Source organism: Ruminococcus sp. (assembly GCF_024691275.1).
Taxonomy (GTDB): Bacteria; Bacillota; Clostridia; order Oscillospirales; family Ruminococcaceae; genus Ruminococcus.
Window position 1 is genome coordinate 1 of sequence record NZ_JAILNU010000037.1, and the last position, 23,758, is coordinate 23,758.

The 23,758-nt window shown below is 48.1% G+C and carries 22 protein-coding genes; 20 read left to right on the top strand and 2 right to left on the bottom strand.

Features of this window, described 5'->3' with window-relative positions; translation table 11 throughout:
- Positions 1-926: hypothetical protein (locus tag K6G33_RS04530; protein ID WP_296776742.1), on the top strand; the 926-nt coding region annotated here is incomplete at its 5' end.
- 232 nt (positions 927-1,158) lie between these two features.
- Here the strand turns inward: K6G33_RS04530 and K6G33_RS04535 are convergent.
- The gene (locus K6G33_RS04535; protein WP_296776744.1) at positions 1,159-2,520 is read right to left on the bottom strand and encodes an ABC transporter permease; all 1,362 of its coding nucleotides are present in this window, start codon (positions 2,518-2,520) and stop codon (positions 1,159-1,161) included.
- Complete coding sequence (locus tag K6G33_RS04540) at positions 2,507-3,247, bottom strand: ABC transporter ATP-binding protein (protein ID WP_296776746.1); 741 nt, start codon at positions 3,245-3,247, stop codon at positions 2,507-2,509. Before K6G33_RS04540 ends, K6G33_RS04535 begins: the two co-directional genes overlap by 14 nt.
- 371 nt (positions 3,248-3,618) lie before the next feature.
- On the opposite strand from K6G33_RS04540, the gene K6G33_RS04545 reads away from it, so the two are divergent.
- The 19 genes from K6G33_RS04545 to rpsC form a co-directional block, all read left to right on the top strand.
- A complete protein-coding gene (locus K6G33_RS04545; RefSeq protein WP_296776749.1) occupies positions 3,619-3,768 on the top strand; it encodes a hypothetical protein in 150 nt (49 codons plus the stop codon).
- The gene (locus K6G33_RS04550) at positions 3,731-6,631 is read left to right on the top strand and encodes an extracellular solute-binding protein (RefSeq protein WP_296776751.1); all 2,901 of its coding nucleotides are present in this window, start codon (positions 3,731-3,733) and stop codon (positions 6,629-6,631) included. Before K6G33_RS04545 ends, K6G33_RS04550 begins: the two co-directional genes overlap by 38 nt.
- Before the next feature lie 136 nt (positions 6,632-6,767).
- Entirely contained in the window at positions 6,768-7,706 is a 939-nt protein-coding gene (locus K6G33_RS04555) for a carbohydrate ABC transporter permease (RefSeq protein ID WP_367270469.1), read from the top strand.
- A 13-nt stretch (positions 7,707-7,719) separates the two neighbouring features.
- Entirely contained in the window at positions 7,720-8,598 is an 879-nt protein-coding gene (locus tag K6G33_RS04560) for a carbohydrate ABC transporter permease (RefSeq protein WP_296776752.1), read from the top strand.
- A 146-nt stretch (positions 8,599-8,744) separates the two neighbouring features.
- Complete coding sequence (locus tag K6G33_RS04565) at positions 8,745-10,250, top strand: hypothetical protein (protein ID WP_296776755.1); 1,506 nt, start codon at positions 8,745-8,747, stop codon at positions 10,248-10,250.
- Complete coding sequence (locus tag K6G33_RS04570; RefSeq protein ID WP_173450215.1) at positions 10,247-10,876, top strand: Yip1 family protein; 630 nt, start codon at positions 10,247-10,249, stop codon at positions 10,874-10,876. Before K6G33_RS04565 ends, K6G33_RS04570 begins: the two co-directional genes overlap by 4 nt.
- A gap of 12 nt (positions 10,877-10,888) precedes the next feature.
- The gene (locus K6G33_RS04575) at positions 10,889-13,699 is read left to right on the top strand and encodes a DUF5696 domain-containing protein (protein WP_296776760.1); all 2,811 of its coding nucleotides are present in this window, start codon (positions 10,889-10,891) and stop codon (positions 13,697-13,699) included.
- Positions 13,699-14,625 carry a carbohydrate ABC transporter permease gene (locus tag K6G33_RS04580; protein ID WP_296776762.1) on the top strand — a complete coding sequence of 309 codons (927 nt, stop codon included), beginning with the start codon at positions 13,699-13,701 and terminating at the stop codon, positions 14,623-14,625. Before K6G33_RS04575 ends, K6G33_RS04580 begins: the two co-directional genes overlap by 1 nt.
- Before the next feature lie 13 nt (positions 14,626-14,638).
- Positions 14,639-15,670, top strand: a complete 1,032-nt coding sequence (locus K6G33_RS04585; protein WP_296776763.1) for a carbohydrate ABC transporter permease — start codon at positions 14,639-14,641, stop codon at positions 15,668-15,670.
- 99 nt (positions 15,671-15,769) lie between these two features.
- The gene (locus tag K6G33_RS04590) at positions 15,770-17,584 is read left to right on the top strand and encodes a glycerophosphodiester phosphodiesterase family protein (protein WP_296776765.1); all 1,815 of its coding nucleotides are present in this window, start codon (positions 15,770-15,772) and stop codon (positions 17,582-17,584) included.
- Positions 17,585-17,718: 134 nt separating this feature from the next.
- The gene (locus K6G33_RS04595; protein ID WP_296776767.1) at positions 17,719-18,993 is read left to right on the top strand and encodes an acyltransferase family protein; all 1,275 of its coding nucleotides are present in this window, start codon (positions 17,719-17,721) and stop codon (positions 18,991-18,993) included.
- A 471-nt stretch (positions 18,994-19,464) separates the two neighbouring features.
- Positions 19,465-19,779, top strand: coding sequence for a 30S ribosomal protein S10 (gene rpsJ, locus K6G33_RS04600; RefSeq protein ID WP_173449400.1), 315 nt, complete (start codon positions 19,465-19,467; stop codon positions 19,777-19,779).
- A gap of 110 nt (positions 19,780-19,889) precedes the next feature.
- A complete protein-coding gene (rplC, locus tag K6G33_RS04605; protein WP_296776771.1) occupies positions 19,890-20,522 on the top strand; it encodes a 50S ribosomal protein L3 in 633 nt (210 codons plus the stop codon).
- Positions 20,523-20,539: 17 nt separating this feature from the next.
- The gene (gene rplD / locus K6G33_RS04610; protein WP_296776772.1) at positions 20,540-21,163 is read left to right on the top strand and encodes a 50S ribosomal protein L4; all 624 of its coding nucleotides are present in this window, start codon (positions 20,540-20,542) and stop codon (positions 21,161-21,163) included.
- A complete protein-coding gene (gene rplW / locus K6G33_RS04615) occupies positions 21,163-21,456 on the top strand; it encodes a 50S ribosomal protein L23 (protein ID WP_296776773.1) in 294 nt (97 codons plus the stop codon). The genes rplD and rplW overlap by 1 nt, the downstream gene beginning before the upstream one ends.
- A 68-nt stretch (positions 21,457-21,524) precedes the next feature.
- On the top strand, positions 21,525-22,358 hold the full coding sequence (gene rplB, locus K6G33_RS04620) for a 50S ribosomal protein L2 (protein WP_296776774.1): 834 nt from the start codon (positions 21,525-21,527) through the stop codon (positions 22,356-22,358).
- A 22-nt stretch (positions 22,359-22,380) separates the two neighbouring features.
- Entirely contained in the window at positions 22,381-22,665 is a 285-nt protein-coding gene (gene rpsS / locus K6G33_RS04625; RefSeq protein ID WP_296776775.1) for a 30S ribosomal protein S19, read from the top strand.
- Between the two features lie 19 nt (positions 22,666-22,684).
- Positions 22,685-23,020: a 50S ribosomal protein L22 gene (rplV, locus tag K6G33_RS04630; protein WP_296776776.1), complete on the top strand. Its 336-nt coding sequence runs from the start codon at positions 22,685-22,687 to the stop codon at positions 23,018-23,020.
- Positions 23,021-23,038: 18 nt separating this feature from the next.
- Positions 23,039-23,758 (top strand): 30S ribosomal protein S3 (rpsC, locus tag K6G33_RS04635; protein ID WP_296776778.1); only part of this gene is annotated, 720 nt, incomplete at its 3' end.

Sequence of the window (23,758 nt, forward strand, 5' to 3'; positions counted from 1 at the left end):
AACCGCTGGTAAAAGAGGCTATTACAAACTACTTTAACGACATAAACAACGGAGATTTCAAGGCTTCCATGACATATCAGTATGACGAGGAGATGATGCCGGCTGCTGCTGTACTTTCCGGACTTGCATCAAAGGGCGATACTCCGGAAAAGGCTGTTGAAAATATGCTTGAAGCTTTTGAAAGCACATACAACGGACATACACTGAAACTCAATGAAATAGTCAGCGTTGAAAGCATCCCCGAGGAGGGCTATGTTCTCCTTGATGAGGCATACGGAAGACTTGCAGAAATGAACAAGCTTATCGAAAAAAGCGGAGATTCCATCGATCCCGATCATCTCAGCGAGGTGTATCAGGCTCTTACCGATTTCAGCGCATACAGAAGAGAATATGAAGAAGGCTATGACGTAGTGGCTTCTATTTCGGTAGATGACGAGACTAACGATCAGGAAATGCTGGTATACCGTACTGTCGGAGGAAACTGGCAGATAGATATGACAGTTCCTACTTATATGCAGGAGAATGAACAGGTACAGCTCGACAATACCGCTTCATCAACAGCAGGCTCAGCAAGCAGAGTGCTGAAGAAGATGAAGGAAGACGGAAAGGATATAAGCGGTACATTCATCATCAGCAAAGACGGTTCAAAGGATTATAAGGTACCGTCAGGATTCGATATGTCCACTTTCCGTTCACTTTATGAAGAACAGTATAAGGGCGAAGCAGATGCTGATTACTTTATAGTAATAGATAATGAAATCGCCGTATACTCGGTATATGAGACAGCTGAAAAGAAGATAGGCATTTATCCTTTCGGCCTTACAATTAAAATGGACGGCGATAAGGTAAGCTATGAAGAGCTTGATGCTGACAGCAAATACACAATGGATCAGCTTTACGATAAATGCTTAAAGGTATTAGGCTGATAACGTAAAGTATTTAAGATAACTTTAAGATTATTTTAAGGTTAATGGGGTATTATATAATCGGATTAAGTAATCCCCCAATTCCCCTTCTATATTTATTCATTTAATTTGTATAGGCTATGCACCGTTGCATAGCTTTTTTACTTTTATGGGGAAATACCTGATGACATAAAAAGGCGCAGCAGCTCCATACAGAAACTGCTGCGCCTTTTCATGGGGAAAGGGGAGAGGATCAATCCTCGTTGGTTTTGCTTGATTTCTTGAATCTGGACTTCTGACCCAGATTGAGCGATATCGTGAGTATCTTATCCGAAGTAAAGAGCTTCAGTGCGAAGAACATCACGACTATGAATATTACAAACTGATACGCAAGACCCAGCCAGAAAACTGATGTATTTCCGAACATAAGGTTTGGCATCGCGGTAAATGTGTGAGTAAAGGGGATAGCATATATTACAGCCTTTGCTGCTGTGGGGAGCGAGGACACATCGGTGAACATCGTTACCATCCACGGGATCATTACCAGCATAACTATGGGGAGTATCATGGTCTGAGCTGACTTTGAGTCGTTGACCAGTGCTCCGAGGATAATGGATAATGCAAGGCATATCATTATGGTAATGAAGAGCTGAATACCTACGAGAAGGTAATCACAAGCTCCGAGCTGGAGACCAAGCTGTTTTAAAGCATCGCCTGTTGACAGCAATGAATTTACTGATTCCGTTGCGCTGTCGGTTATAGAAGATGTCATGTCAGCAGTCATGGAACTCATCATACCCTTGGTATAGGAAGTGAATCCGATCATCATAACGGCTGCATTCAGGAGAGCCACGATAGCTGCTGCAAGCATTTTTGCCGTTATTACCGAACCTCTTGAAACAGGTGTGGATAAGAGAGTTTCCAGAGTTTTGTCTATCTTTTCGTTTGATATCGAAGCGATAAGCGACTGCGAAGTCATCATAATAAGCACCATTACAACGATCGGAAGAAGCATATTCTGCATCATGATCTTTGACACTATGGAACCCATTGATACCTGAGCTGATTTGTCTGCAACTACCGTATGCTCAGTAATTGTCAGCGGAGACTCGATAGTTTTGAGCTGATCGCTGCTGATACCCTGCTGCTGTGCAAGCTTCTGTGATACATAAAGAGTAATGGAAGCGAGCGTTCCCTCAGGGCCTGATGACATATTGCTTAAAGCTGCTGCGCCCTTGACCTTGCTTACGGAGAGCACCTCGGGCTTTTCGCCGTTTTCGACTGCTTCGCCGAAGCCCTGCGGGATCACAACATAGCTTTTAAGATTGCTTTTGTTTTTGAATGCGGAAGCAAGATCGCCTTCATCAGCGGTGATAAGATCTACTTCATTGCCGTTTGACTTGAAGTGATCGAGCATATCCTTAGTGAAATCGGAATCGTCCATATTGCATATGCTGAGCTTTTTGCTTTTTGCTTCCTCGACTATCTCGCTTGTAGCTGACTTCATAACATTACCCATAATGAAGAATATTCCCAGCATAAATACAAGTGAGAGTATCATCTGCTTATTTATGAGCTCCGAGAGCTCTTTTTTGAGAAGGTTAATGAACTTCATTCTCTTTCACCACCCTTTCAAATACGTCCTCGAGGTTAGGAGCATTATAGCGTTCCTTCAGTTCGTCGGTACGACCTGTCACCATTAGATGGCCCTTTGAGATGATACCGACACGGTCGGAAACGAACTCTATCTCGAGCATATTGTGTGATGAGAGAAGAAAGGACATTCCTTCTTCTGCGGCGAGCTTTTTTATCATTTTGCGTATTTCGATGGCGTTGAGAACATCGAGACCGCTTGTAGGCTCGTCAAGTATAGCAAGCTTTGGTTTGGTCATAACAGCTCTCGCAAGGAGCAGCTTTCTTATCATACCGCGGCTGTAACTTCCTATTTTATCATTCAGGCGGTCGCCGAGTCCGCAGATATTTTTAGCACGATCAACGCATTTGTTGATGTCTTCGATATCCGTTACGAAAAGACCTGCCATGAATCTCAGGTATTTGATACCTGTCATTTGTTTATATGCACCTGCTTCGTCAGGAAGGTATGTGATGCATTCTCTGACTTTTTCAGGTTCTTTGCTGATGCTGTGACCAGCCACTATCGCATCGCCTGAAGTAGGCGTGAGCAGAGTAGATATCATACGTATCGTGGTAGTTTTTCCTGCGCCGTTAGGACCGATAAGTGCGAATATCTCACCTTCGCCTATCTCAAAAGATACTTTATTGGCTGCAAGGACTTTGGAATACTGTTTTGACAGCTCCTTGACCTCAAGAACATTTGCCAAACATATCTCTCCTTTTAGTATAACGATTAGTAGTAAATACTTTGTGTTTCTTCAAGTTTATAATAACATAAAACACGGCAAATGTCAATACAAAACGTAAAAAGCGGTTCGAATTTTACAGTTTTTTAATATTCACGAAATATTTGAAATGAGCGGCAGAAATGAAACGCAACTTCTTGTGATATCTTACAAGGTTCGGAAGTGCTGTTTGTGCAGTTCTTTCAACGATTCATATTATTAAGCTAAATTACCTGAAGTAAAAAATATTATTTATAATGAGGAGGAGCTTGATTTCTTGACATTATTACATAAATTTGATATACTGTTTCTGTTAGAAATTGCAGTTCCGACGGACTGCGGACAGGCTGTCTGTGCGCATGATTCCCGACGCAGGGGAGCTTGCGCATTTTTGTTGTTATGAGCTGGGCGAAAGGGCGGTGAAACTGAATGAGAAGGGCTTTTCGGGCGTTGGCGGCAGGGCTTTTGACCTGTATCTTCGCAGCAGGCAGCTCCCTGAGTGAGATCAGGGCTTTTGCGGCAGATGAAGAGGTATCGGCTGCGACCAGAACGGCTATGGTGAGGGATTATTACGCCATCGAGCCTGTTGATGACGGAGTTCTCTCGTTTGGTGACTACTGCGATAAATACGCTGCCGAGGACTTTGCAGGGCAGAAGATAACGCTGAGAGGAGCTGATTTCGCATCTGCTGAAAACGGCGATATTTCCACAGGAAGCTTTACGGACAGCTTCGGTGAAACGAGGAGCGATGCTCTCTTGTGGAACAGCACCGACGGAGAAGTGACCTATCGGTTTGAAGCGGCGGAATCGGGAAAATACAGCCTTTGGCTGGACTATTGCCCCATGATATCGGCAAGCCCCGATATCGAGCTTGAACTCACCGTTGACGGGAAGCTCCCATATGATACGGCATCGCGCCTGAAACTTGGCAGGGTTTGGACGAACGAGCGTGATATATACAAGGACTCCCGCGGCAATCAGGTCAGACCTTCACAGGTTCAGACGACTATGTGGAAGAGCTGCTTTCTCGGCGACGCGGACGGACTTTTCAGTGAACCGCTGTTCTTTTACCTTGACAAGGGCGTTCACGAGATAAGCTTCAGCTCCGAACGTGCTCAGCTTGCCATAGCGCAGCTTTGTTTACGGGCTCCCGAAGAGCTCCCGACCTACGGGGAGTATGCAGCAGGAACAGACGCTTCCGTTTCGGTAAAGGAGACAGCTTCTTCATTATTTAGAATAGAGGGCGAGAATGCAGCCTATAAGTCAGACGCTACGCTTTGTCCGACCTATGACAACAGCAGCTATCTTGCTTCTCCCTCAGACCCGTGCAAAATGGTGTACAATACCCTCGGCAGCGGCAGCTGGAAGAAGGCTCTGCAAACAGTTGAGTGGGAGATACCGGCGGAACAGGTAGGCGCAGGAGGCTGGTATAAAATAGGCATCAAAGCGCGTCAGGATCAGATACGCGGCTTTTATTCGTGCAGGCGTATATATATCGACGGTGAAGTTCCCTGCGAGGAGCTTGACAGCGTTAAGTTCAGCTACAATACCGACTGGTCGGTAGTCAGTCCAAAAAGCGGCGGCGACTATGTATATGTATACCTTGAGGGCGGAAAAGCTCATACGCTCACCATGGAAGCTGTTCCCGGCGAGATAGGCAGCTATCTCCGCAGGCTCGAAGGCATAGTCACGGAGCTGAACACCTACTACAGGAAGGTGCTCATGATAACGGGACCTTCTCCCGATAAATACACCGATTACTATGTCCACGAGAAGATCCCTGAGCTCGTTGACAGGTTCGGCAGTATCTCCGCGGAGCTGAAAGACGTACAGAAGGGCATCGAAGCTCTTTCGGGAACGAGCGGCTCTGAGGCGGCAGCTCTTGAAAATATGGCGGTGATACTGGATAAATGTACTGCCAGACCTTTGCGCATACCGTCTTATCTCGGGCAGATAAAGGACGGCAGTGCCTCCCTCTCGGCATGGTTGAGAGACAACCGCGACCAGCCCCTCGAAGTGGACTATATCGAGTTCGCGTCGGCTGACAGGAGCTTTTCAAGCTGTGAGGAAAAGCTGGGGAAGTCCCTGAAATTCAGCTTTGATGCGTTTATCGGTTCATTCTTCGAGGATTATACTACTCTTTCCGACGTTACGGGAGAGGGCGCTATAGAGGTATGGGTGTCCCTCGGACGCGATCAGGCACAGGTGGTCAAGGAGATGACCGAGAATCAGTTCATGCAGGAAACAGGCATACCCGTTTCTGTTAATCTTGTAACGGGCGGAGTAGTCGAGGCTACTCTTGCAGGAAAGGGCCCCGATGTAGCGCTGTTCCTTGGGGGAGAGTTCCCCGTGAATCTTGCTGCCCGTGATCTTCTTGTGGATATGTCTCAGTTTGAGGATTTCGGCGAGGTCATGGAGCGCTTCCATAAGAACGCCGCAACTCAGTACACCTACAACGGCGGCTGTTACGGACTGCCCATAAGCCAGAACTTCCCCATGATGTTCTACCGCACCGATGTTCTCACGGAGCTTGGATATTATTCGCCTCCCGAAACATGGAGCGACCTCATAGATATGCTGCCTGCTTTGCAGAGGAACTATATGTCGGCAGGACTTGTGCTCCCACCGAACAATATCTCACCTGCGACCGAGACAGGTCACACCTTTGCAATGCTGCTCCTGCAAAAGGGCGTGAATTATTATAACAGCGAGCAGACTGCATCGACCTTTGATTCCATAGAAGCTGTTCAGTCCTTTGAGGAGTGGACGGATTTCTATACCAAATACAGCTTCGAGCAGACCTATGACGCTTTCAGCCGTTTCAGAACTGGAGAATATCCAATAGTTGTCGCAAATTATACCTTCTTCAATCAGCTGAAGGCGGCAGCTCCCGAGATAAACGGCTTGTGGGACTTCTGTCCTGTTCCCGGAACTGTCCGTGAGGACGGAAGTATTTCCCATGCGGCAAACTCCAACGGAGCAGGTGCGGTTATATTCAACAAAGTCAAGAACAAGGAGAACGCATGGCGCTTTGTGAAGTGGTTCACCGATACCGAAACACAGGTGCAGTACGCTTCGCAGATAGAGGGACTTCTCGGAACTATGGGACGTTTCGACACAGCCAATGTGGAGGCTCTGGGACGGCTCTCATGGTCTGATGACGAGCTTTCGAGACTTCGCGCACAGCAGGAGGAGCTTGCGGAGATACCTGTTATTCCTGCTTCTTATGCGGTAACGCGAAATATAATGAATGCGTTCAGAGAGACTATAAACGAAAAAGAGAATCCCCGTGATACCCTTATATGGTACAACAAGGACATAAACGACGAGATAACACGAAAACGCCGAAACCTCGGATTGGACTGAGCCGCTGGCTAATGCATGACCGAAAACGGGATACTTGCAGGGGAGGATATTACCTGCCCGAAAAGTACAGAATGTGTATAATTATACCATTGCAGGGAACGCCTGCAATAGGCTGAACAGAAAGGAGCGTGAAAAAGTGGCAGTTAATACAGAAAATATCGGAAAAAGGTCGAAAAAAGAAAAGCGCAGTATGCTCTGGCGCGATATCAAGCGCAACAAAGCCTGCTACGGCATGATAGCGCCGTTTATGATATTCTTCATGCTCTTTACGGCAGTCCCCGTGCTCATGTCCCTGCCAATGGGCTTCACCGACTTCAATATGGCTCAGCCGCCTAAATTTGTGGGACTTTCCAACTTCACCACGCTCTTCCTTTCGGATAAGATATTCATGAAGTCCATAAGAGTCACCATAGTTTTTGCACTGTTCACGGGGCCGATAAGCTACGTGCTGTGTTTTCTGCTGGCTTGGCTCATAAACGAGATGCACCCGAAGCTCAAGACCGTTTTCACGCTCATATTCTACGCGCCGTCAATGGCTAACGTCTACACGGTGTGGCAGCTCATATTCAGCGGCGATATGAACGGATATATGAACTCCTTCCTGATAAATCTCGGCATCATCAATTCACCTGTTCAGTGGCTCACGGACGGCAGATACGTCCTCGGAGTAACGATAATAGTGCAGCTCTGGATATCTCTCGGAGCAGGCTTCCTTGCGCTTCGTGCAGGTTTCCAGAACATTGACCGCTCCATGTACGAAGCAGGAGCTATCGAGGGTATACGCAACCGCTGGCAGGAGCTGAGATATATCGTTATCCCGTCTATGGGGCCTCAGCTCATGTTCGCAGCCGTTATGCAGATAGTGAGTTCGTTCACAGCAGGTACGGTCGCACAGAACCTTGTGGGCTTCCCAAGTACGGACTACAAGGCACACACGATAATGACCCACGCCTTCGACTACGGCTGGCAGCGCTTTGAAATGGGCTACGCATCGGCGATATGCATGGTGCTGTTCATAGCAATGTTCGTCTGCAACAAGCTCATAAGCAAGGTTCTGGGCAAGTATATGGACTGAGGAGGACTGAGCAATGGCACAGACAGATACCGCGAAGCTCAGGGCTTCCAACAAACAGGCAGGAAGAAAGAAAGGCGGCAGTGCCGTCATATTCCTTTTTCTTGTGATACTGGGACTTTTCATGGCATTGCCGTTATACCTGACAGTAGTAATGTCCGTAAAGCCTGTGGAGGAGCTTTTTGTATTTCCGCCGAAGCTTTACGCCGTAAGACCTACCCTCGACAATTTCAGCGATATGTTCAGGGTGCTGCATCAGAACCGTGTACCGTTCTCGCGCTATGTGTTCAACAGTGTGTTCGTAACGGTGACGGTAACGGTGCTGCAATGCTTTTTCTCGTCAATGGCGGCGTTCGTACTTGCGAAGTGCAAGTTCCCGGGCAGCAAGATACTGAACGGCATAATAGTAGTTGCGCTCCTGTATCAGAGCAACGTAATATACATCATGCAGTACATCGTTATGGCGAAGCTCCACATGATAGACACCTACACTGCGCTGATATTCCCTGCGGTGGCATCGCCTATGGGACTGTTCCTCATGAGGCAGTCCATAAGTCAGGTGCCCGATTCCATAATCGAAGCCGCAAAAGTGGACGGAGCAGGACTTTTCCGCATATGCTGGCAGGTAGTGATGCCAAATCAGAAGCCTGCGCTCATGACACTGATGATATTTGCATTTCAGGGCGCATGGAACATACAGGCAGGCTCTGTTGTGTTCAAAGAGCAGTACAAGACCCTGCCGACAGTAGTATCTCAGGCGGCATCGTCGGGAATGGCGAGAGCAGGCGTTGCAATGGCGGCGGCTGTATTCATACTTATACCGCCGATAATCATATTCATGCTGGCGCAGCGTCAGGTCATCGAGACTATGGCACATTCGGGCATTAAGGAGTAAGCAGTTTGCAGGGACGGAGCTGATTTTTAAGCTGTAAGCGATGCAAGGAACGCGTTTTGGATCAGAGTGAGTGAGTTTGCGAGCGGCAACGTGGCAAGGGTGCAGCGTCGCGCTGACTAAGGGCAAATACGAAAGGGGTGAGGCAAGTGACGAAAAATATGAACAGGTTTATGGCGGCAGTATGCGCACTTGCCGTTCTGAGCACTCCTGCGGCTCACGTATACGCAAAGGCAGCAGGTGAGCCGTATGAAAACTACAATTACGACAACTGGGGCGAAGCTATACCTTCACAGGGGGGCTTTGTCGCTGACAGGACGGTCTCGGGCTATGATCTCGGCATAGGAGCTTTTGACGAGCCAAGTGACATTTTTTGTGACCATGACCACATCTTTTACATCGCAGATACAGGAAACGACCGTGTGATCGCGGCAAATTCACGGCTTGATGAAGTCGTCCGCGTGTACGACGAGTTCACCATGCCCGACGGCTCGGGGACTAAGCTCAATAAGCCTATGGGAGTGTATGTATCGTCGGAAAAAGGGCTCATCTACATAGCCGATACCAATAATTCCCGTGTGCTCGTTTCGGACATGGACGGCAATGTGCAGTGCGAGATCACGAAGCCTGATTCCGAGGTCTACGATCAGAAGAAGACCTTCCTCCCTCAGCGTGTTATCGCGGACAAGGCGGGAAACGTCTATGTCGTTCTCGGAAATATCACCACAGGAGCTGCAATGTTTGCTCCCGACGGAGAGTTCATGGGCTTTTACGGTGCGAACCGCGTTGAGCCGACAGCCGAGATAATCAGCAATTATTTCAGGAGCATATTCATGTCCGAGGAGAAAAAGGCTCAGCGAACGAGAACAGTTCCGTCGGGAATCACAAGCTTTGACATCGACGGCGATTTCGTGTACACCTGCACTTCATCGTCCACACAGTCCACCGATACCGTGAAGAAGCTCAATGCGGCAGGAAAGAACATTTTCGCGGATATGGAACTGCATTTCGGCGACTACAAACCCGTTTACGATACCTCACAGAACAAGATGTACTCCGCAGCTATCGTGGATATAGACATTGCCGAGGACGGCTGCATAAACTGCCTCGATTTTACCACAGGACGAGTTTTTCAGTATGATGAAGACTGCAACCTTTTGTTCATTACGGGAGCTATCGCCGAGCAGACAGGCGGCTTCGACCACGTTGCGGCTCTGGAGTCACTTGACAACGACCTCTATGTGCTGGATTCCTCAAAGGATACCGTTACCGTGTTCAGGGAGACTTCATTCGGCAGGACAGTCCATAAGGCAGCAGCTCTCCATAATGAAGGACGGTACGAGGAAGCTCTCGGGCCGTGGGAGGAAGTACTGAAACGCGACGGAAATTACCGCAGAGCGTACATCGGCGTAGCGCTGGCGCTTCTCCGAAAGGGCGACTATGAAGGCTCGATGAAGTACGCAAAGCTTGCGGACGACGGCAAGATATACAACAAGGCTTTTGAGGGCTACCGCAGACAGTTCCTCAAGGAGCATTTCACAGCTATAGCGGCAGTTGCGGCGATCGCCGCCGCTGCGCTCACAGCCTTTGGCATATACAGAAAAAAGCGCAGGACTGCGGGAAATAACGAGAAGAAGGGAGAAGAACAGTCATGATGGACTTCACACAGAGTCAATGGGTGAAATATGCGGTGACGCACCCGTTCGAGGGCTTTGACGATATGCGCTGGAAGAAGTCGGGCTCGCTGAAAATAGCCATGCTCATCGTAGTGCTTCTCTTCTTCGGACGCATAGCCTATGGACGGCTTTACGGCTTTCAGTTTTACGTGAGCTATGACAAGACCTTCAATATCATACCCTATATCGTCAGGAGCTTCATTCTTTTCGGCGCGTGGACGCTGGGAAACTGGGCGGTGTGTACTCTTCTTGACGGCGAGGGAACTCTGAGGAATATCTGCATCTACAGTGCTTATGCGCTGATACCCTATGTTGTGCAGCTTTACATCAATGTCATACTGTCACATTTTCTCATACGTGACGAGTATGTCTTCATGCAGGCGATAGAAGTCATAGGTGTCGGGTGGACGGTGATAATGATGTTCTCGGCTATACGCTCGGTACACCAGTACTCCTTCGGCAAGACCGCGTTTGCCATTGTGCTGACCATAGCTGCGATGTTCATAATGCTGTTCCTGCTGGTGCTCCTTATGTCGCTTATACAGCAGGTATTCATCTTCCTGTCCACTATATACACGGAATTGTCCTACAGGGCGAGAGTCTGAGGGGGCAGAGCTATGAGAAAGAGTATAAAGAGCTTTCTGCTCTGCCTTCTTGCAGCGGCATCGCTGTCGGTCGGCACTGATGCCTATGCGGACGATGATACCGAGGAGCTTTCAGCTGCACTTGCCGATGAAGCAGATAAGGACGGCGAACAGGAGAAGGCAAAGCGCTCGGAAGCAGTTGAGAAAGCCGAGCTTTCCGCAGAGGAAGCAGAAAAGTTCCTGAAAAAGATCGGCTCAGCCGACGGATACGATATATACTATAAGGACAAGGATATCGCCGACTCTATGTGGGAGACCGTTGGCGGCAAGCCTGCAAGCAAAAAGGACTACACCGCCGAGCAGCAGCTCGTTGCAGATGAGACAGAGAAGCTCAAAAAGCTGGGAGAGCTTGTAGCAATAGACACGAAAACAGGTCAGGCGGCAGCTTCCTTCAAGAGCGGCAGCAAGTGCGATGAAGGTAAGCTCTGGGTAAGCGACGCAGGACGGTACTTCGTTATAACCGACGAAGCTGCTGAAAAAGTTGTAAGAGTGCGTCAGGTCATATCCACTCCGGACAGCAAATATGCCTTTATGTCCGCTGACGGCAGGGAGCTGGAGCTCCTGAAAAAGGACATGAAGGATACAGACGAGGTATTAAGATACGACGGAAGCGAGGACGGAAAGTGCGTCTACAGATCCGAAAGCGGCAGTTTTGCGTGGGTAACGGCTGACAAGGCGCATTTTCTCGGTGCATACCGCTATGGTGCGGAGAATGACAGCCTGCGCATGATAGTTGACGACAGGAGCGCTGTTTTCGGCATCGAGGACAAGAAAACAGGCTATATATGGTGGTCTTCGCCTATTGAAGCCTCACAGGACAAGACTGCGACAGGTCTTATCGCAGACGAGCTGCGTTCGTCAAATGTTCTGCGCTACGGTGTGCCGCTGAACCGTTCGGGAAATAATGTCCTGCGCTCGGGAGTTGATACCGACTGTACATTTACGGTCACTGATATAAAGAACGGTATACGTGTGGTATACGACTACACAAAAGCAGGATTCAGATATCCCGTGGAGTACACTCTTGAAGGCGACCACCTCCGCGCAAGTGTAAAGGTCTCGGAGATAAAGGAGAGCAAGGCTTCAAATGTTGCCACGGAGATGACTGTCCTCGGCAGCTTCGGCGCTGCATCTGACAAAGAGGACGGATATTTCGTCATTCCCGACGGCTGCGGAGCTCTTGTGCGCTTCAACAATAACCGCTCCTTCCAGAACAATATCTATCAGCAGCGCATTTACGGCAGCGATATTACAGCAGTCCCCCAGATGCGAGGAGCTGTTTCCGAGCAGATATATCTGCCTGTGTACGGAATAGTCAATGGGGACAACGCCCTCCTTGCAGTTGCGGCAAAGGGCGACTCCAACGCCTATATTACGGCAAACGTATCAAAGCAGTCCAACAGCAGCTACAATATATGCAATTTCACGTTCATTCTCCGCGGCACGGACAATTTCCTCATGTCGGGAAGCAATGAGCGTTATACCGTTTTTGAAAAGGGCGAGATAAAGTCCGACGACATCGAGGTGCTCTACTATCCTATCTCGAAGAAGGGTGCGGACTACACCGACATAGCCGCAAGATACAGACAGTATCTCCTTGAGGAGCAGGGTGTCGAGATACGCAGCAAGGCTGGTGACTCAGCGATGTACCTTGATCTCTACGGCGGCACTATGAAGAAAAAGCCCATACTGGGCATACCCGTATCCCTGAAAACTTCCGTTACCGACTACAGTCAGGCTGCGGATATCATAAGCACTCTCCGTGAGGACGGCGTTGATGATATGGTCATCTCCTACAACAACTGGACTAACGACGGCATCAAAAACAAGGTGGATACGGGCGCAAAGCCCTCGGGCAAGCTGGGCGGCAGGAGCGATTTCAGCAAGCTCACAAAGCTTATAGACGACAGCGGCTACGAGCTGTACCCAGTGTCCGACAACAGGGACTTCTTCTCGGGCAACGGCTACTGGTCGTTCACAAGCACTGCTGTGAGGGTTTCGGGAGCTTATTCCCAGGTCGTGAGTTACGACAAGGCTTACGGCATACCTGACGGCTACAGGAAAAATATGTCGCTGCTGTCGCCGAGCTATTTCGGCAAGGTCAGCGGAGAGATAGCCGACAGCTATTCAAAGGCAGGTCTCAGCGGCGTTTCACTTGCGAGCCTTACATCGTCCCTTTACGGAGATTACGGCAAGAAGAACATCTCCCGTGCAAAGTCCGAGGAGCTTCTGCGTAAGAGCTATGAAAAGATAAACAGCAAGCTTTCGGGCGGAATACTCGCAGACAGTGCCAACGCCTATGCGCTGCCATATGTGAGCCATATCACGGGAGTTCCCATGAGTTCCGGCCGCTTTGACCTCTTTGACGAGGATATCCCGTTCTATCAGTTGGTCATGCACGGCGTTATACCGTATTCGACCACGGCTGTCAATGGCGATGCTGACTCGGAAAGGCTCCTGCTCATGGCAGCGGCTACAGGAAGCTGTCTCAGCTACGATATGATACACTCGGAGACAAGCGAGCTGAAAGACACAGAATACGACGTGCTGTACTATGCAAACTACAAGTACTGGACGGATACCGCGGCTAAGGAGTATGCGCTCCTGAAACCTGTTCTGAGCGCGGTATCTGACAGCTTTATATCGGACTACGAAACGGACGGCAGTAAGATAACTGCAACATACGAGAACGGCGTGGTCGTAAAGGTAGACCTCGAAAAGAAGACTATCGACTGCGGCGGAGAGCATATACGACTTTCTGAGGAAGGAGGCATCAGGTACTGATGAGTGTAAAGACAGGCGCTTCCGAAAAGAAGCGGAAAATGTCATACGAGCGGCGGAAATCGCTGTACGGCTACGGCTTCATAGGACTGTGGCTGGTGGGAACGGTGCTGTTTTTTCTCATACCTCTTGGAAAATCGCTCTGGTACTCGTTCAGTGATGTTTCCGTAGACCCCGGAGCGCTGCACACGAAGTTCACGGGCGTGGACAATTATCTCAACGCTATAACCGAAGACCCCTACTACCTTGAGTATCTGGGCGATGTCCTTCTGGAAACTCTCTGGAAAACGCCGCTCATAATCATATTCTCGCTGTTCATAGCCGTTATCCTTAACCAGAAGTTTAGGGGCAGGACTATGGCGAGAGCGGTATTCTTCCTGCCTGTTATCATAGCTACAGGTCCTGTGTTCAGGATAATCAGCGGCGATATGGACTCCACGGGCAACTCGGGAGCTGAACAGTTCTCGACCATGTTCTCAACAGACCTTGTGGGGGAGCTTATGCAGTTCCTCGGCATTTACGGTCTGAGTGACAGAATGAGCAATATCATCACGGCAGTTGCGGACAATATCTTCGGCATAGTGTGGAGCTCGGGCATACAGATACTTCTGTTCCTTGCGGCTTTGCAGAATATCCCCTCGTCGGCAAGAGAAGCTGCACAAATGGAAGGAGCTACCGCGTGGGAGTACTTCTGGAAGATAACCTTCCCGTATGTCAGTCCGTTTATACTTGCGAATCTGATATTCACGGTCATCGACTCGTTCACCAATCCCATGAACATGGTCATGAATCGTATAGTCGATATGAAGGACCAGTGGGAGTTCGGCTCGGCTTCGGCAATGGCATGGATATATTTTGCAGTTGTTCTCGCTGCGGTAGGCTTGATAACCCTCATAGTAAATAAGTTTATTTACTATGAGAACGAATAAGGAGGTGCAGGCAATGTCTGATGAAATTACTGCGCCGAAGAAAAAGACTGCCGAGGAGATCGGCAGCGGCATGAGCAGACGCGAAGCAAGACGTATCCGCATGGAGTCCATGTCTGCCGAGGAAAAGGGCTATCTTCGCAGAAAAGCCGTAGCGGATAAAGCAGTACCCTTTTTCAGGTTCGTGATACTCTTCGGACTTGGCTTCGTTATAATGTATCCTCTTATATATATGATAAGCTGTTCGTTCAGGGAGCGCGGCGATATGAGCGACCCCACTGTTATGTGGATACCTCGTCACTACACATTGAAGGTGATAGCCGATACCCTTGATGCTATGGACTACTGGAAGACCCTCGGCAACACCTTGCTGCTGAACATAGGATGTTCGCTGGTGCAGGTAGCGTCCTGTGCGGTGACAGGCTACGGCTTTGCAAGATTCAAGTTCAAGGGCAAGAAGCTGTTCTTTGCTATAGTCGTCATGATGATACTCGTACCGACGCAGGTCATATCCCTGCCGCTGTATACGCAGTTCCGCTACTTCGGCATCAGGGGGCTGTTCACGGTGAATCTCATTGACAGCAGACTGACCATGTATCTGCCTGCCATGACTGCGAACGGCATACGCGCCGGACTTATGATACTCATATTCCGACAGTTCTTCAAGGGCTTGCCGAGAGAGCTTGAGGACGCGGCTTATATAGACGGCTGCGGACCGTTCATGACTTTCGTGCGCGTAATGGCTCCCAATGCAGCTTCTGCATTCCTCACAGTGTTCCTGTTCTCAGTGGTATGGTACTGGAACGACTACTATGTGAGCACCACGTTTTTCACCAACAACAAGACCATAGCACTCATGCTGACAAATCTTGACAGTCAGCTGAAAATAAAGCTGTTTGATGATCCGACTTTGCAGATAAGTCTCCGTGAGCAGATAGTGTGGAAGGAAGCAGGCTGTCTGCTTTCCATAGCTCCCGTGCTGCTGCTTTACGTCTGCCTGCAAAAACATTTTACCGAGGGAATAGAGCGTTCGGGACTTGTTGGATAAATTTGATCCGTCTTTCGCGTGAAAGGCGGATTTTTTTGTTGACAATGGCTGTAAACAGGCGTATAATTGAAGTATATTCATCTGTACTGGAGTATACCAATGAAAAAGTTCTTACGATCCGCAGGAGTTTTTTTCAGGGCTGTACCGCACTTCCTTGTATTTGAACTTATTTTCAAGCTCATGCTGCTTGCTATTGGTACACCTGTGCTCACGCTCCTGCTAAAACAAACCATGAAGATGGCGGGTGTCACTTACCTGAACGATGAGAATCTTCTCGTTTATCTGAAGCACCCCTTTACTATCCTGGTCATAGTTGTTATGCTTTTCGCATATGCCTTTTTCTCCTTTGTTGAACTGTCGGCGCTGGCAGCCTGCTTTTCGTGCTACAGCCAAAAACAGCGCATCTTCACGGGAGCGATGTTCCGAACGGGCATCAAGACTTTCGTGAAAGCCTTCAAAGGAGCAGGGATAATCCCCTTTCTCGGATATATGGCAATAATGCCGCTGGCACAGTTCTCGCTGTCGTCAGGAATGTTCATGGCACCGCTCATGCCTGTGCTGCGAAGGATATTCTATTCTGTAAAGAGCGGCACAGCCGTCGCGTCCTATGTACTTATACAGCTGCTGTTCATTATACTTATCATCAGCGGCAGCTACAGTATACACTACCTTATACTTACAAAAAGCTCGTTCGGTGAATGTGTGAAAAAGAGCCGCAAGAAGATGGAGGGACAGCGCTTTCGTATGATAACGACGCTGTTCTTATGCAGTCTGGCTGTAGTGGCTGTTATCGCACTCATTACGTTTGGTCTCAGTTTCGTTATAGTATTCATAATAAAAGGCTTCTCCAAACCTGATGCTGCTTTTGGTACGGCACTTAGAGTGCTGCGCTATACGTGGGACGTATTTACAGCGGTATCTGCATTCTTCTCGGCACCTGTCATTATGTGCTGGCTCACTCAGAAGTTCATGCGCGACGCGGCAGACGAAGAACTTAAACTGCCTAACAGCAAAGAGGAGAAGATGAAGATACACAGGAGCGTTATTGCAGTTACGGTACTCATATCGCTTGCGGTTGTAATGAATCTTTCCTACTTCAAGGCTCTGTACAACGGAACCGTCAATGTGAATGTAGGAGTTCTGACCCGTACACAGGTCACGGCGCACAGAGGCTTTTCCCATGTTGCTCCTGAGAATACCATGCCTGCTTTTGAAGCTGCGGTGAAAAGCGGAGCGGACTTCATAGAGCTTGATGTACAGCTCACTGCCGACGATCAGATGGTGGTGTTCCATGACGAGCGCCTTGAAAGGACTACAAACGGCAGGGGACTGCTCAAGAATTATACCTATGAGCAGCTGCAGCAGCTGTCTGCGGGAGAATGGTTCAAGAAAAAGCCTGAATATGCAGACGTAAAGATACCGCTTTTTACAGAGGTGCTTGATCTTGTGGGCGACGACATAATGCTCAATATAGAGATAAAGCGCTCCGGAAATCCGAAAAAGACCGCCGAGCATCTCGTGGACATCATAGAGGAATACGGGCTTGTGAATTCGTGCTATGTGACATCGTTCTCGTATCCCGCACTGAAAAAGGTGAAACAGCTCAATCCGAAGATCAAGACGGCGTTCATCGCAAATCTCTCCACGGCGACTTCCTATGCTCAGCTGCCGTATATCGACGCGGTGAGCATGAACTACCTGTTCGTGAACCAGAGCGTTGTGAATTCTGCTCATCACAACGGAAAGAGGATATTCGTATGGACTGTTGACCGTCAGAGCGAGATGCAGAAGGTCATGGCACTCGGCGTGGACAATATCATAACGAACCGTCCCGACAAGGCTCTGGAAATAGTTGACTCCAAAAAAGTCGGCGATATTGTTCTCAACGCTTTGAAATATGTCTTCGGAGGGTAAGAGTTTTTCGGAAAAAATACGTCTATATTATATAAAACACTGCATTTTTCGATTGACATGAAAACGTATATCAGTTATAATAATAAGGTATGCGACAGAGATGCAGTTCATAATTATTCAAGGAGGTAACAAAAATGGACAACAAAAAAAGCCCTGCGTCAGCTGTAAAAGGCAAAGCTGTGCAGGACAAGACGGCTTCTGCAAAGTCAGGCGGCGGTGCAGAGAAAAAAAGTGGGACGGCTTCGTCAAAAGCTCCCGCAGCAGCTCCTGTAAAGCCATACTTTGCGGGAATCGACATAGTAAAGATACTGGCGGTTTTTCTTGTAGTGTGTATACACTTCTTCCTTTACAACGGATTCTACTACACACCGCTCACAAACACATCTGCGTATGGGCCGATAGCGTTCCGCTGGATAGCATATACCTGCGTTCCGCTGTTCATGATATCCACAGGATATCTCATGAAGAACAAGACCTTCAGCGCCAAGTTCTACAAGGGACTTATAAAAATATTAGTAATATACATATTCATCAGTATCCTGTGTTTCAAATTCAAGTCACACCACTATTATGAAGAATTCGACGCATGGAAGATACTGAGGGGATATCTTGAATTTGACGGTGCTCAGTACGGTTGGTATATCAATTACTATATCGGACTCTTTATCGTTATCCCGTTTGTGAACCTTGCGTTCAACGGCTGCAAAAACAATAAGCAGAAGTTCTTCCTTACAGCTGCGACCCTTCTTCTTACAATAGTTGCAAGAAGCTTCTATCTCGGATTTGAACAGAATGACCAGATCAGAGCGCTGCCCGACTATCTGAATGGCGCATGGCCACTGGCATACTACTTCACAGGTGCATTTATACGTGACTGTCCGCCAAAGAGAAATATACGCAACAAGTGCATAATCCTCGGTGTATTCGCACTTGCAACATGGTTCATAACATGGAGCACATACACACAGACAGTTGCGGACGAGATAAACGACAATCATTTCGTATCATGGCACTTCAACGACTACGGCACATATCCTGTATATGTGATGGCGACCTGCATATTCCTGCTTCTGTTCGATATCACAACAACGAACAAGTACGTGAAGTTCGTGCTCCGTCAGCTTTCAAGCGTAACACTTGCCCTTTACCTCATATCTTATATCTTCGACAATATGTTCTACGGAGGCTGGCAGATGAATCCCGACAGCCCTCATCATCAGGGATTCAACGAGAAGTATGTGGAAGTCGGCGTGAAGCTCGGTCACTGGTATGAGATAATACCAAAGATATTCATTTGCTCGCTCATATGCGCTATAATTATCCATAAGCTCTACGATCTCGGCGCTTACCTTGTAAAGCAGGGCGTAGAGGCTATAAAGGCTGAAAAGAGTGCAAGAGACGCTGATTAACGATAAAGTTCCCGAAGGCAGGAAGGCTTTCGGGAACTGCTTTTTCTATGAAAGACAGAAATAGTAAAAATATAAATTTTGTTCATTGAAAATTTACAAATATAATTCCTGCAAATTGTTGATTTATCCCGATATATATGATATAATTGACTACGTTGAGTGCGCTGAATGCGTACTGACTGCAGAAGATATGCGTTGAAACGGAAGGTTGCTGTCGGTATGACAGGTAATTTCCGCGGAGTATGTCCGATTTTAAACCGGGCGATTGGGATATCGAACACAGTTTGTGGTTATTTTTCACGCAGCTTGCGTATGCGTGGACTATGCTCATTTTGTGCTCAAATATTGCTAAGACCGCTCGGAAAACATCAGTTTTTCGAGTTTTTTTGTCAGATAAGGCATGAAACACACGGAAACGTGTGAATATCTCAGATCTGCGTCCCCGTAATCAATTTCAAGGAGGCGAAAATAATGGCAGTCAACGAAAAGATCAGATTCAAGATCAAGGGCTACGATCACGCTACTGTTGATATTGCAGCAGCTAAGATCGTTGAGGCAGCTAAAAGAAGCGGTGCAAGAGTTTCAGGACCAATCCCGCTCCCTACAGATAAGGAAGTTGTTACTATCCTCCGTGCTGTACACAAGTACAAGGATAGCCGTGAGCAGTTCGAGATGAGAACTCACAAGAGACTTGTAGACGTTATCCGTCCTACAGAGAAGACAACAGCTGCTTTTGAAAAGCTCGAGATCCCCGCAGGCGTAGACGTTGTTATGGAGGTTAAGTAATTAACCGATATCACGCTTGAAACTACCGCAAGGGAAGCGGAATGACGGCGATCCGTCGGTCAAGTTGATGCGTAAATCATCAACCAATAACCTAACAGGAGGAAATGAAAATGCAGAAAGGCATTATCGGCAAGAAGATCGGTATGACACAGATCTTCGACGAAGCAGGAAAGGTTATTCCTGTAACAGTAGTAGAAGCCGGTCCATGTGTTGTAGTTCAGAAGAAGACTGTTGAAAACGACGGTTACGCTGCACTTCAGCTCGGTTACGGCGATGTAAAGGTTCAGAGAGTTAACAAGCCTATGAAAGGTCACTTCGACAAGGCTGACGTTGCTTGCAAGAAGAACCTCAAAGAATTCAGACTTGATGACTGTGAAGCTCTCAATGTAGGCGACATCGTTAAGGCTGATACTTTTGCAGTAGGTGACGCTATCGACGTTATCGGTACAAGCAAGGGTAAGGGATTCGCTGGCGCTATCAAGAGACACAACCAGCACAGACTCAAGGAAACTCACGGTACAGGCCCTGTTCACAGACAGGCTGGATCAATGGGTGCTTGCTCATCCCCTTCAAGAATCTTCAAGGGCAAGGGCATGGCTGGTCACATGGGTGCAGAGCAGGTAACTGTTCAGAATCTCGAAATCGTTAAAATAGACGTTGAAAACAATCTCATCGCTATCAAGGGTGCTGTTCCTGGTCCTAAGGGCGGAATCGTTTATATCGTTGACAGCGTTAAGGCTTAAGGAAGGAGGAAGCGTAAATGTCTACAATTTCAGTATTTGATATGGCTGGCAAGCAGGTATCCGAGACAGAGCTCAATGATGCTGTATTCGGTATTACTCCTAACGAAGCTGTTATGCACGCTATGGTAGTTAACTACCTCGCAAACCAGAGACAGGGCACACAGTCCACACTTACAAGAACAGAAGTAAGCGGCGGCGGAAGAAAGCCTTGGAGACAGAAGGGTACAGGCCACGCAAGACAGGGTTCTATACGTGCTCCTCAGTGGTACCACGGCGGCGTTGCTCTCGGCCCTAAGCCAAGAGATTACAGATACGCTCTCAATAAAAAGGTAAGAAGACTTGCTATGAAGTCTGCTCTTTCCACAAAGGTTCTCGACAATAACATGATCGTTCTTGATGCTCTCACACTTGACAGCTACAAGACAAAGACTATTGTTGATATGCTCAAGGCTCTCAATGTAGAGGGTAAGGCTCTCATCGTTACTGCTGAAGCTGATGCTAAGGTAATAAAGAGCGCTGCTAATATCCCTGGCATAAAGACAGCCGCTGTAAACACTCTTAATGTATACGACATCCTCAACTATGACAAGTTCATCGTTGTTAAGAATGCCGTAGGAAAGATCGAGGAGGTGTACGCATAATGAAAACAGCACAGGATATCATTCTTAAACCTGTTATCACTGAAAGATCTATGGATGGTCTTCAGGCAGGAAAGTACACCTTTAAAGTAGCTAAGGACGCTACAAAGCCTGAGATCAAGAAGGCTGTAGAAAAGCTCTTCGGCGTTGAGGTAGACAAGGTTACTACTATGAACATCAGAGCTAAGGCAAAGCGTCTCGGCAGATATGAGGGCAAGACAGCCGCTTGGAAGAAGGCTATCGTTACTCTTACTGCTGATTCAAAGGCTATCGAATTCTTCGAGGGTATGTATTAATCCCTTTTATATAGAAGAAAAGTATGGGAGTAATGCTCCCGCAAAAAATGCATTAAAGGAGAAAAGTTATGGCTATTAAAACATATAAGCCTACGACACCTTCGAGACGTCAGATGACTGTTACTGATTACTCGATCCTGTCAAAGGTTGAGCCGGAGAAGAGCCTTCTCGAACCTCTCAAGAAGAAGTCCGGAAGAAACAGCTACGGCAGAATAACTGTTCGCCACAGAGGCGGCGGTAACAGAAGAAAATACCGTATCATCGACTTCAAGCGTGATAAGGACAACATGATCGCAGTTGTCAAGACTCTTGAATACGATCCGAACAGAAGCGCATTTATCGCTCTCGTTGAGTACGAGGACGGCGAAAAGAGATACATCCTCGCTCCTAACGGCTTAAAGGTTGGCGACAAGATCGAGTCCGGTCCTGAAGCTGATATCAAGCCAGGTAATGCTCTCAAGCTTGAGGATATCCCAGTTGGTACATTCATCCACGCTATCGAGCTTTACCCAGGTAAGGGTGCTCAGCTCGTAAGAAGCGCTGGCAACCAGGCTCAGCTGATGGGTAAGGAAGGTGCTTATGCACTTGTCAGACTCCCTTCCGGCGAAATGAGAAAGGTTCCGATCGGATGCAAGGCTTCTGTTGGTCAGGTTTCTAATATCGACCACGAGAACGTTAACTATGGTAAAGCTGGTAGAGTCCGCAACATGGGCTGGAGACCTACAGTACGTGGTTCTGTCATGAACCCATGCGACCATCCACACGGTGGTGGTGAAGGTAAGTCACCAGTCGGAAGACCAGGCCCTGTTACCCCTTGGGGCAAGCCTGCTCTTGGTTACAAGACTCGTAAGAAGCACCACAGAACTGACAAGTTCATCGTAAAGCGCCGCAACGGCAAGTAATCTGAAAGGAGGAACTTGACTAATGAGTAGAAGTATCAAAAAGGGACCTTATGTCCAGGGAGTTCTCCTGAAGAGGGTCGTTGCAATGAACGAGGCAGGTGAGAAGAAGGTTCTCAAGACATGGAGCCGTTCTTCAACAATATACCCTGATTTCGTTGGTCACACATTCGCTGTTCACGACGGTCGCAAGCACGTTCCGGTATACGTAACAGAGGATATGGTAGGTCACAAGCTCGGTGAGTTCGCACCTACAAGAACATACAAGGGCCACGCAGGTTCTAAGACATCCAACAACGGTAAGAAATAAGCGGAAGGAGGAGCTATAGATGGAAGCAAGAGCTAATTTAAGAAATGCTCGCATATCACCAAGAAAGGTGCAGATCGTTCTCGATCTCATCAGAAACAAGCCTGTTGACTTCGCACTGGCTACTTTAGATCTCACTCCTAAGGCTGCAAGTCCTATCGTTTCAAAGCTTGTAAAATCCGCTCAGGCAAATGCTGTTAACAACTTCAGCATGGACGGCGATAATCTTTATGTTGCTGAGTGCTACGTAACACCAGGCCCTATCATGAAGAGAATCATGCCAAGAGCACAGGGCAGAGCATACAGAATTTTAAAGAGAACATCACATATCACAGTTGTTCTTAAAGAAAAAGAATAATCCCAAGGAGGTCTGATTATGGGACAGAAAGTTAATCCGCACGGACTCCGTGTCGGCGTAATTAAGGATTGGGATTCACGCTGGTACGCCAACAAGGCTGATTTCGGCAATACCCTCGTTGAGGACTACAACGTTCGTAATTTCATTAAGAAGAGCTTATATGCTGCTGGTGTTCCCAGAATTGAGATCGAGCGTTTCAACGATAAGGTCAGAATCCACATCCACTGCGCTAAGCCAGGTATCGTTATCGGCAGACAGGGCGCTGAAATAGAGAAGCTCAGAGTACAGCTCGAGAAGATGATGAAGAAGCAGGTATTCGTAAACATCATCGAAGTTAAGCAGCCCGACATGGACGCTCAGCTCGTTGCTGAGAAGATCGCTCTCGACCTCGAGAACCGCGTATCCTTCAGAAGAGCAATGAAGCAGTCCATCGGCAGAACAATGCGTCTCGGCGCAAAGGGTATCAAGGTCAAGGTTTCCGGTCGTCTTGCCGGTGCTGAGATCGCAAGAAGCGAGAGCTACCACGAGGGTACGATCCCGCTCCAGACAATCCGCGCTGATATCGACTACGGCTTCGCTGAGGCTGATACAACATATGGCAAGCTCGGCGTAAAGGTTTGGATATACAAGGGCGAAGTTCTCAAGGGCGATGCTGCTAAGGCTGCTGCTCAGAGAGAAAAGGTTGAGAGAAAGAACGACCGCGGAAACGACAGACGTCGCCGTGATGACAGACGTGAC

What these genes read in the sequence shown, in the direction of transcription:
- K6G33_RS04535 (WP_296776744.1), bottom strand. Translation starts at nt 2,520, where the DNA reads ATGAAGTTCATTAACCTTCTCAAAAAAGAGCTCTCGGAGCTCATAAAT.
- K6G33_RS04560 (WP_296776752.1), top strand. Translation starts at nt 7,720, where the DNA reads ATGGCACAGACAGATACCGCGAAGCTCAGGGCTTCCAACAAACAGGCA.
- K6G33_RS04570 (WP_173450215.1), top strand. Translation starts at nt 10,247, where the DNA reads ATGATGGACTTCACACAGAGTCAATGGGTGAAATATGCGGTGACGCAC.
- K6G33_RS04575 (WP_296776760.1), top strand. Translation starts at nt 10,889, where the DNA reads ATGAGAAAGAGTATAAAGAGCTTTCTGCTCTGCCTTCTTGCAGCGGCA.
- K6G33_RS04580 (WP_296776762.1), top strand. Translation starts at nt 13,699, where the DNA reads ATGAGTGTAAAGACAGGCGCTTCCGAAAAGAAGCGGAAAATGTCATAC.
- K6G33_RS04585 (WP_296776763.1), top strand. Translation starts at nt 14,639, where the DNA reads ATGTCTGATGAAATTACTGCGCCGAAGAAAAAGACTGCCGAGGAGATC.
- K6G33_RS04590 (WP_296776765.1), top strand. Translation starts at nt 15,770, where the DNA reads ATGAAAAAGTTCTTACGATCCGCAGGAGTTTTTTTCAGGGCTGTACCG.
- K6G33_RS04595 (WP_296776767.1), top strand. Translation starts at nt 17,719, where the DNA reads ATGGACAACAAAAAAAGCCCTGCGTCAGCTGTAAAAGGCAAAGCTGTG.
- rpsJ (WP_173449400.1), top strand. Translation starts at nt 19,465, where the DNA reads ATGGCAGTCAACGAAAAGATCAGATTCAAGATCAAGGGCTACGATCAC.
- rplC (WP_296776771.1), top strand. Translation starts at nt 19,890, where the DNA reads ATGCAGAAAGGCATTATCGGCAAGAAGATCGGTATGACACAGATCTTC.
- rplD (WP_296776772.1), top strand. Translation starts at nt 20,540, where the DNA reads ATGTCTACAATTTCAGTATTTGATATGGCTGGCAAGCAGGTATCCGAG.
- rplW (WP_296776773.1), top strand. Translation starts at nt 21,163, where the DNA reads ATGAAAACAGCACAGGATATCATTCTTAAACCTGTTATCACTGAAAGA.
- rplB (WP_296776774.1), top strand. Translation starts at nt 21,525, where the DNA reads ATGGCTATTAAAACATATAAGCCTACGACACCTTCGAGACGTCAGATG.
- rpsS (WP_296776775.1), top strand. Translation starts at nt 22,381, where the DNA reads ATGAGTAGAAGTATCAAAAAGGGACCTTATGTCCAGGGAGTTCTCCTG.
- rplV (WP_296776776.1), top strand. Translation starts at nt 22,685, where the DNA reads ATGGAAGCAAGAGCTAATTTAAGAAATGCTCGCATATCACCAAGAAAG.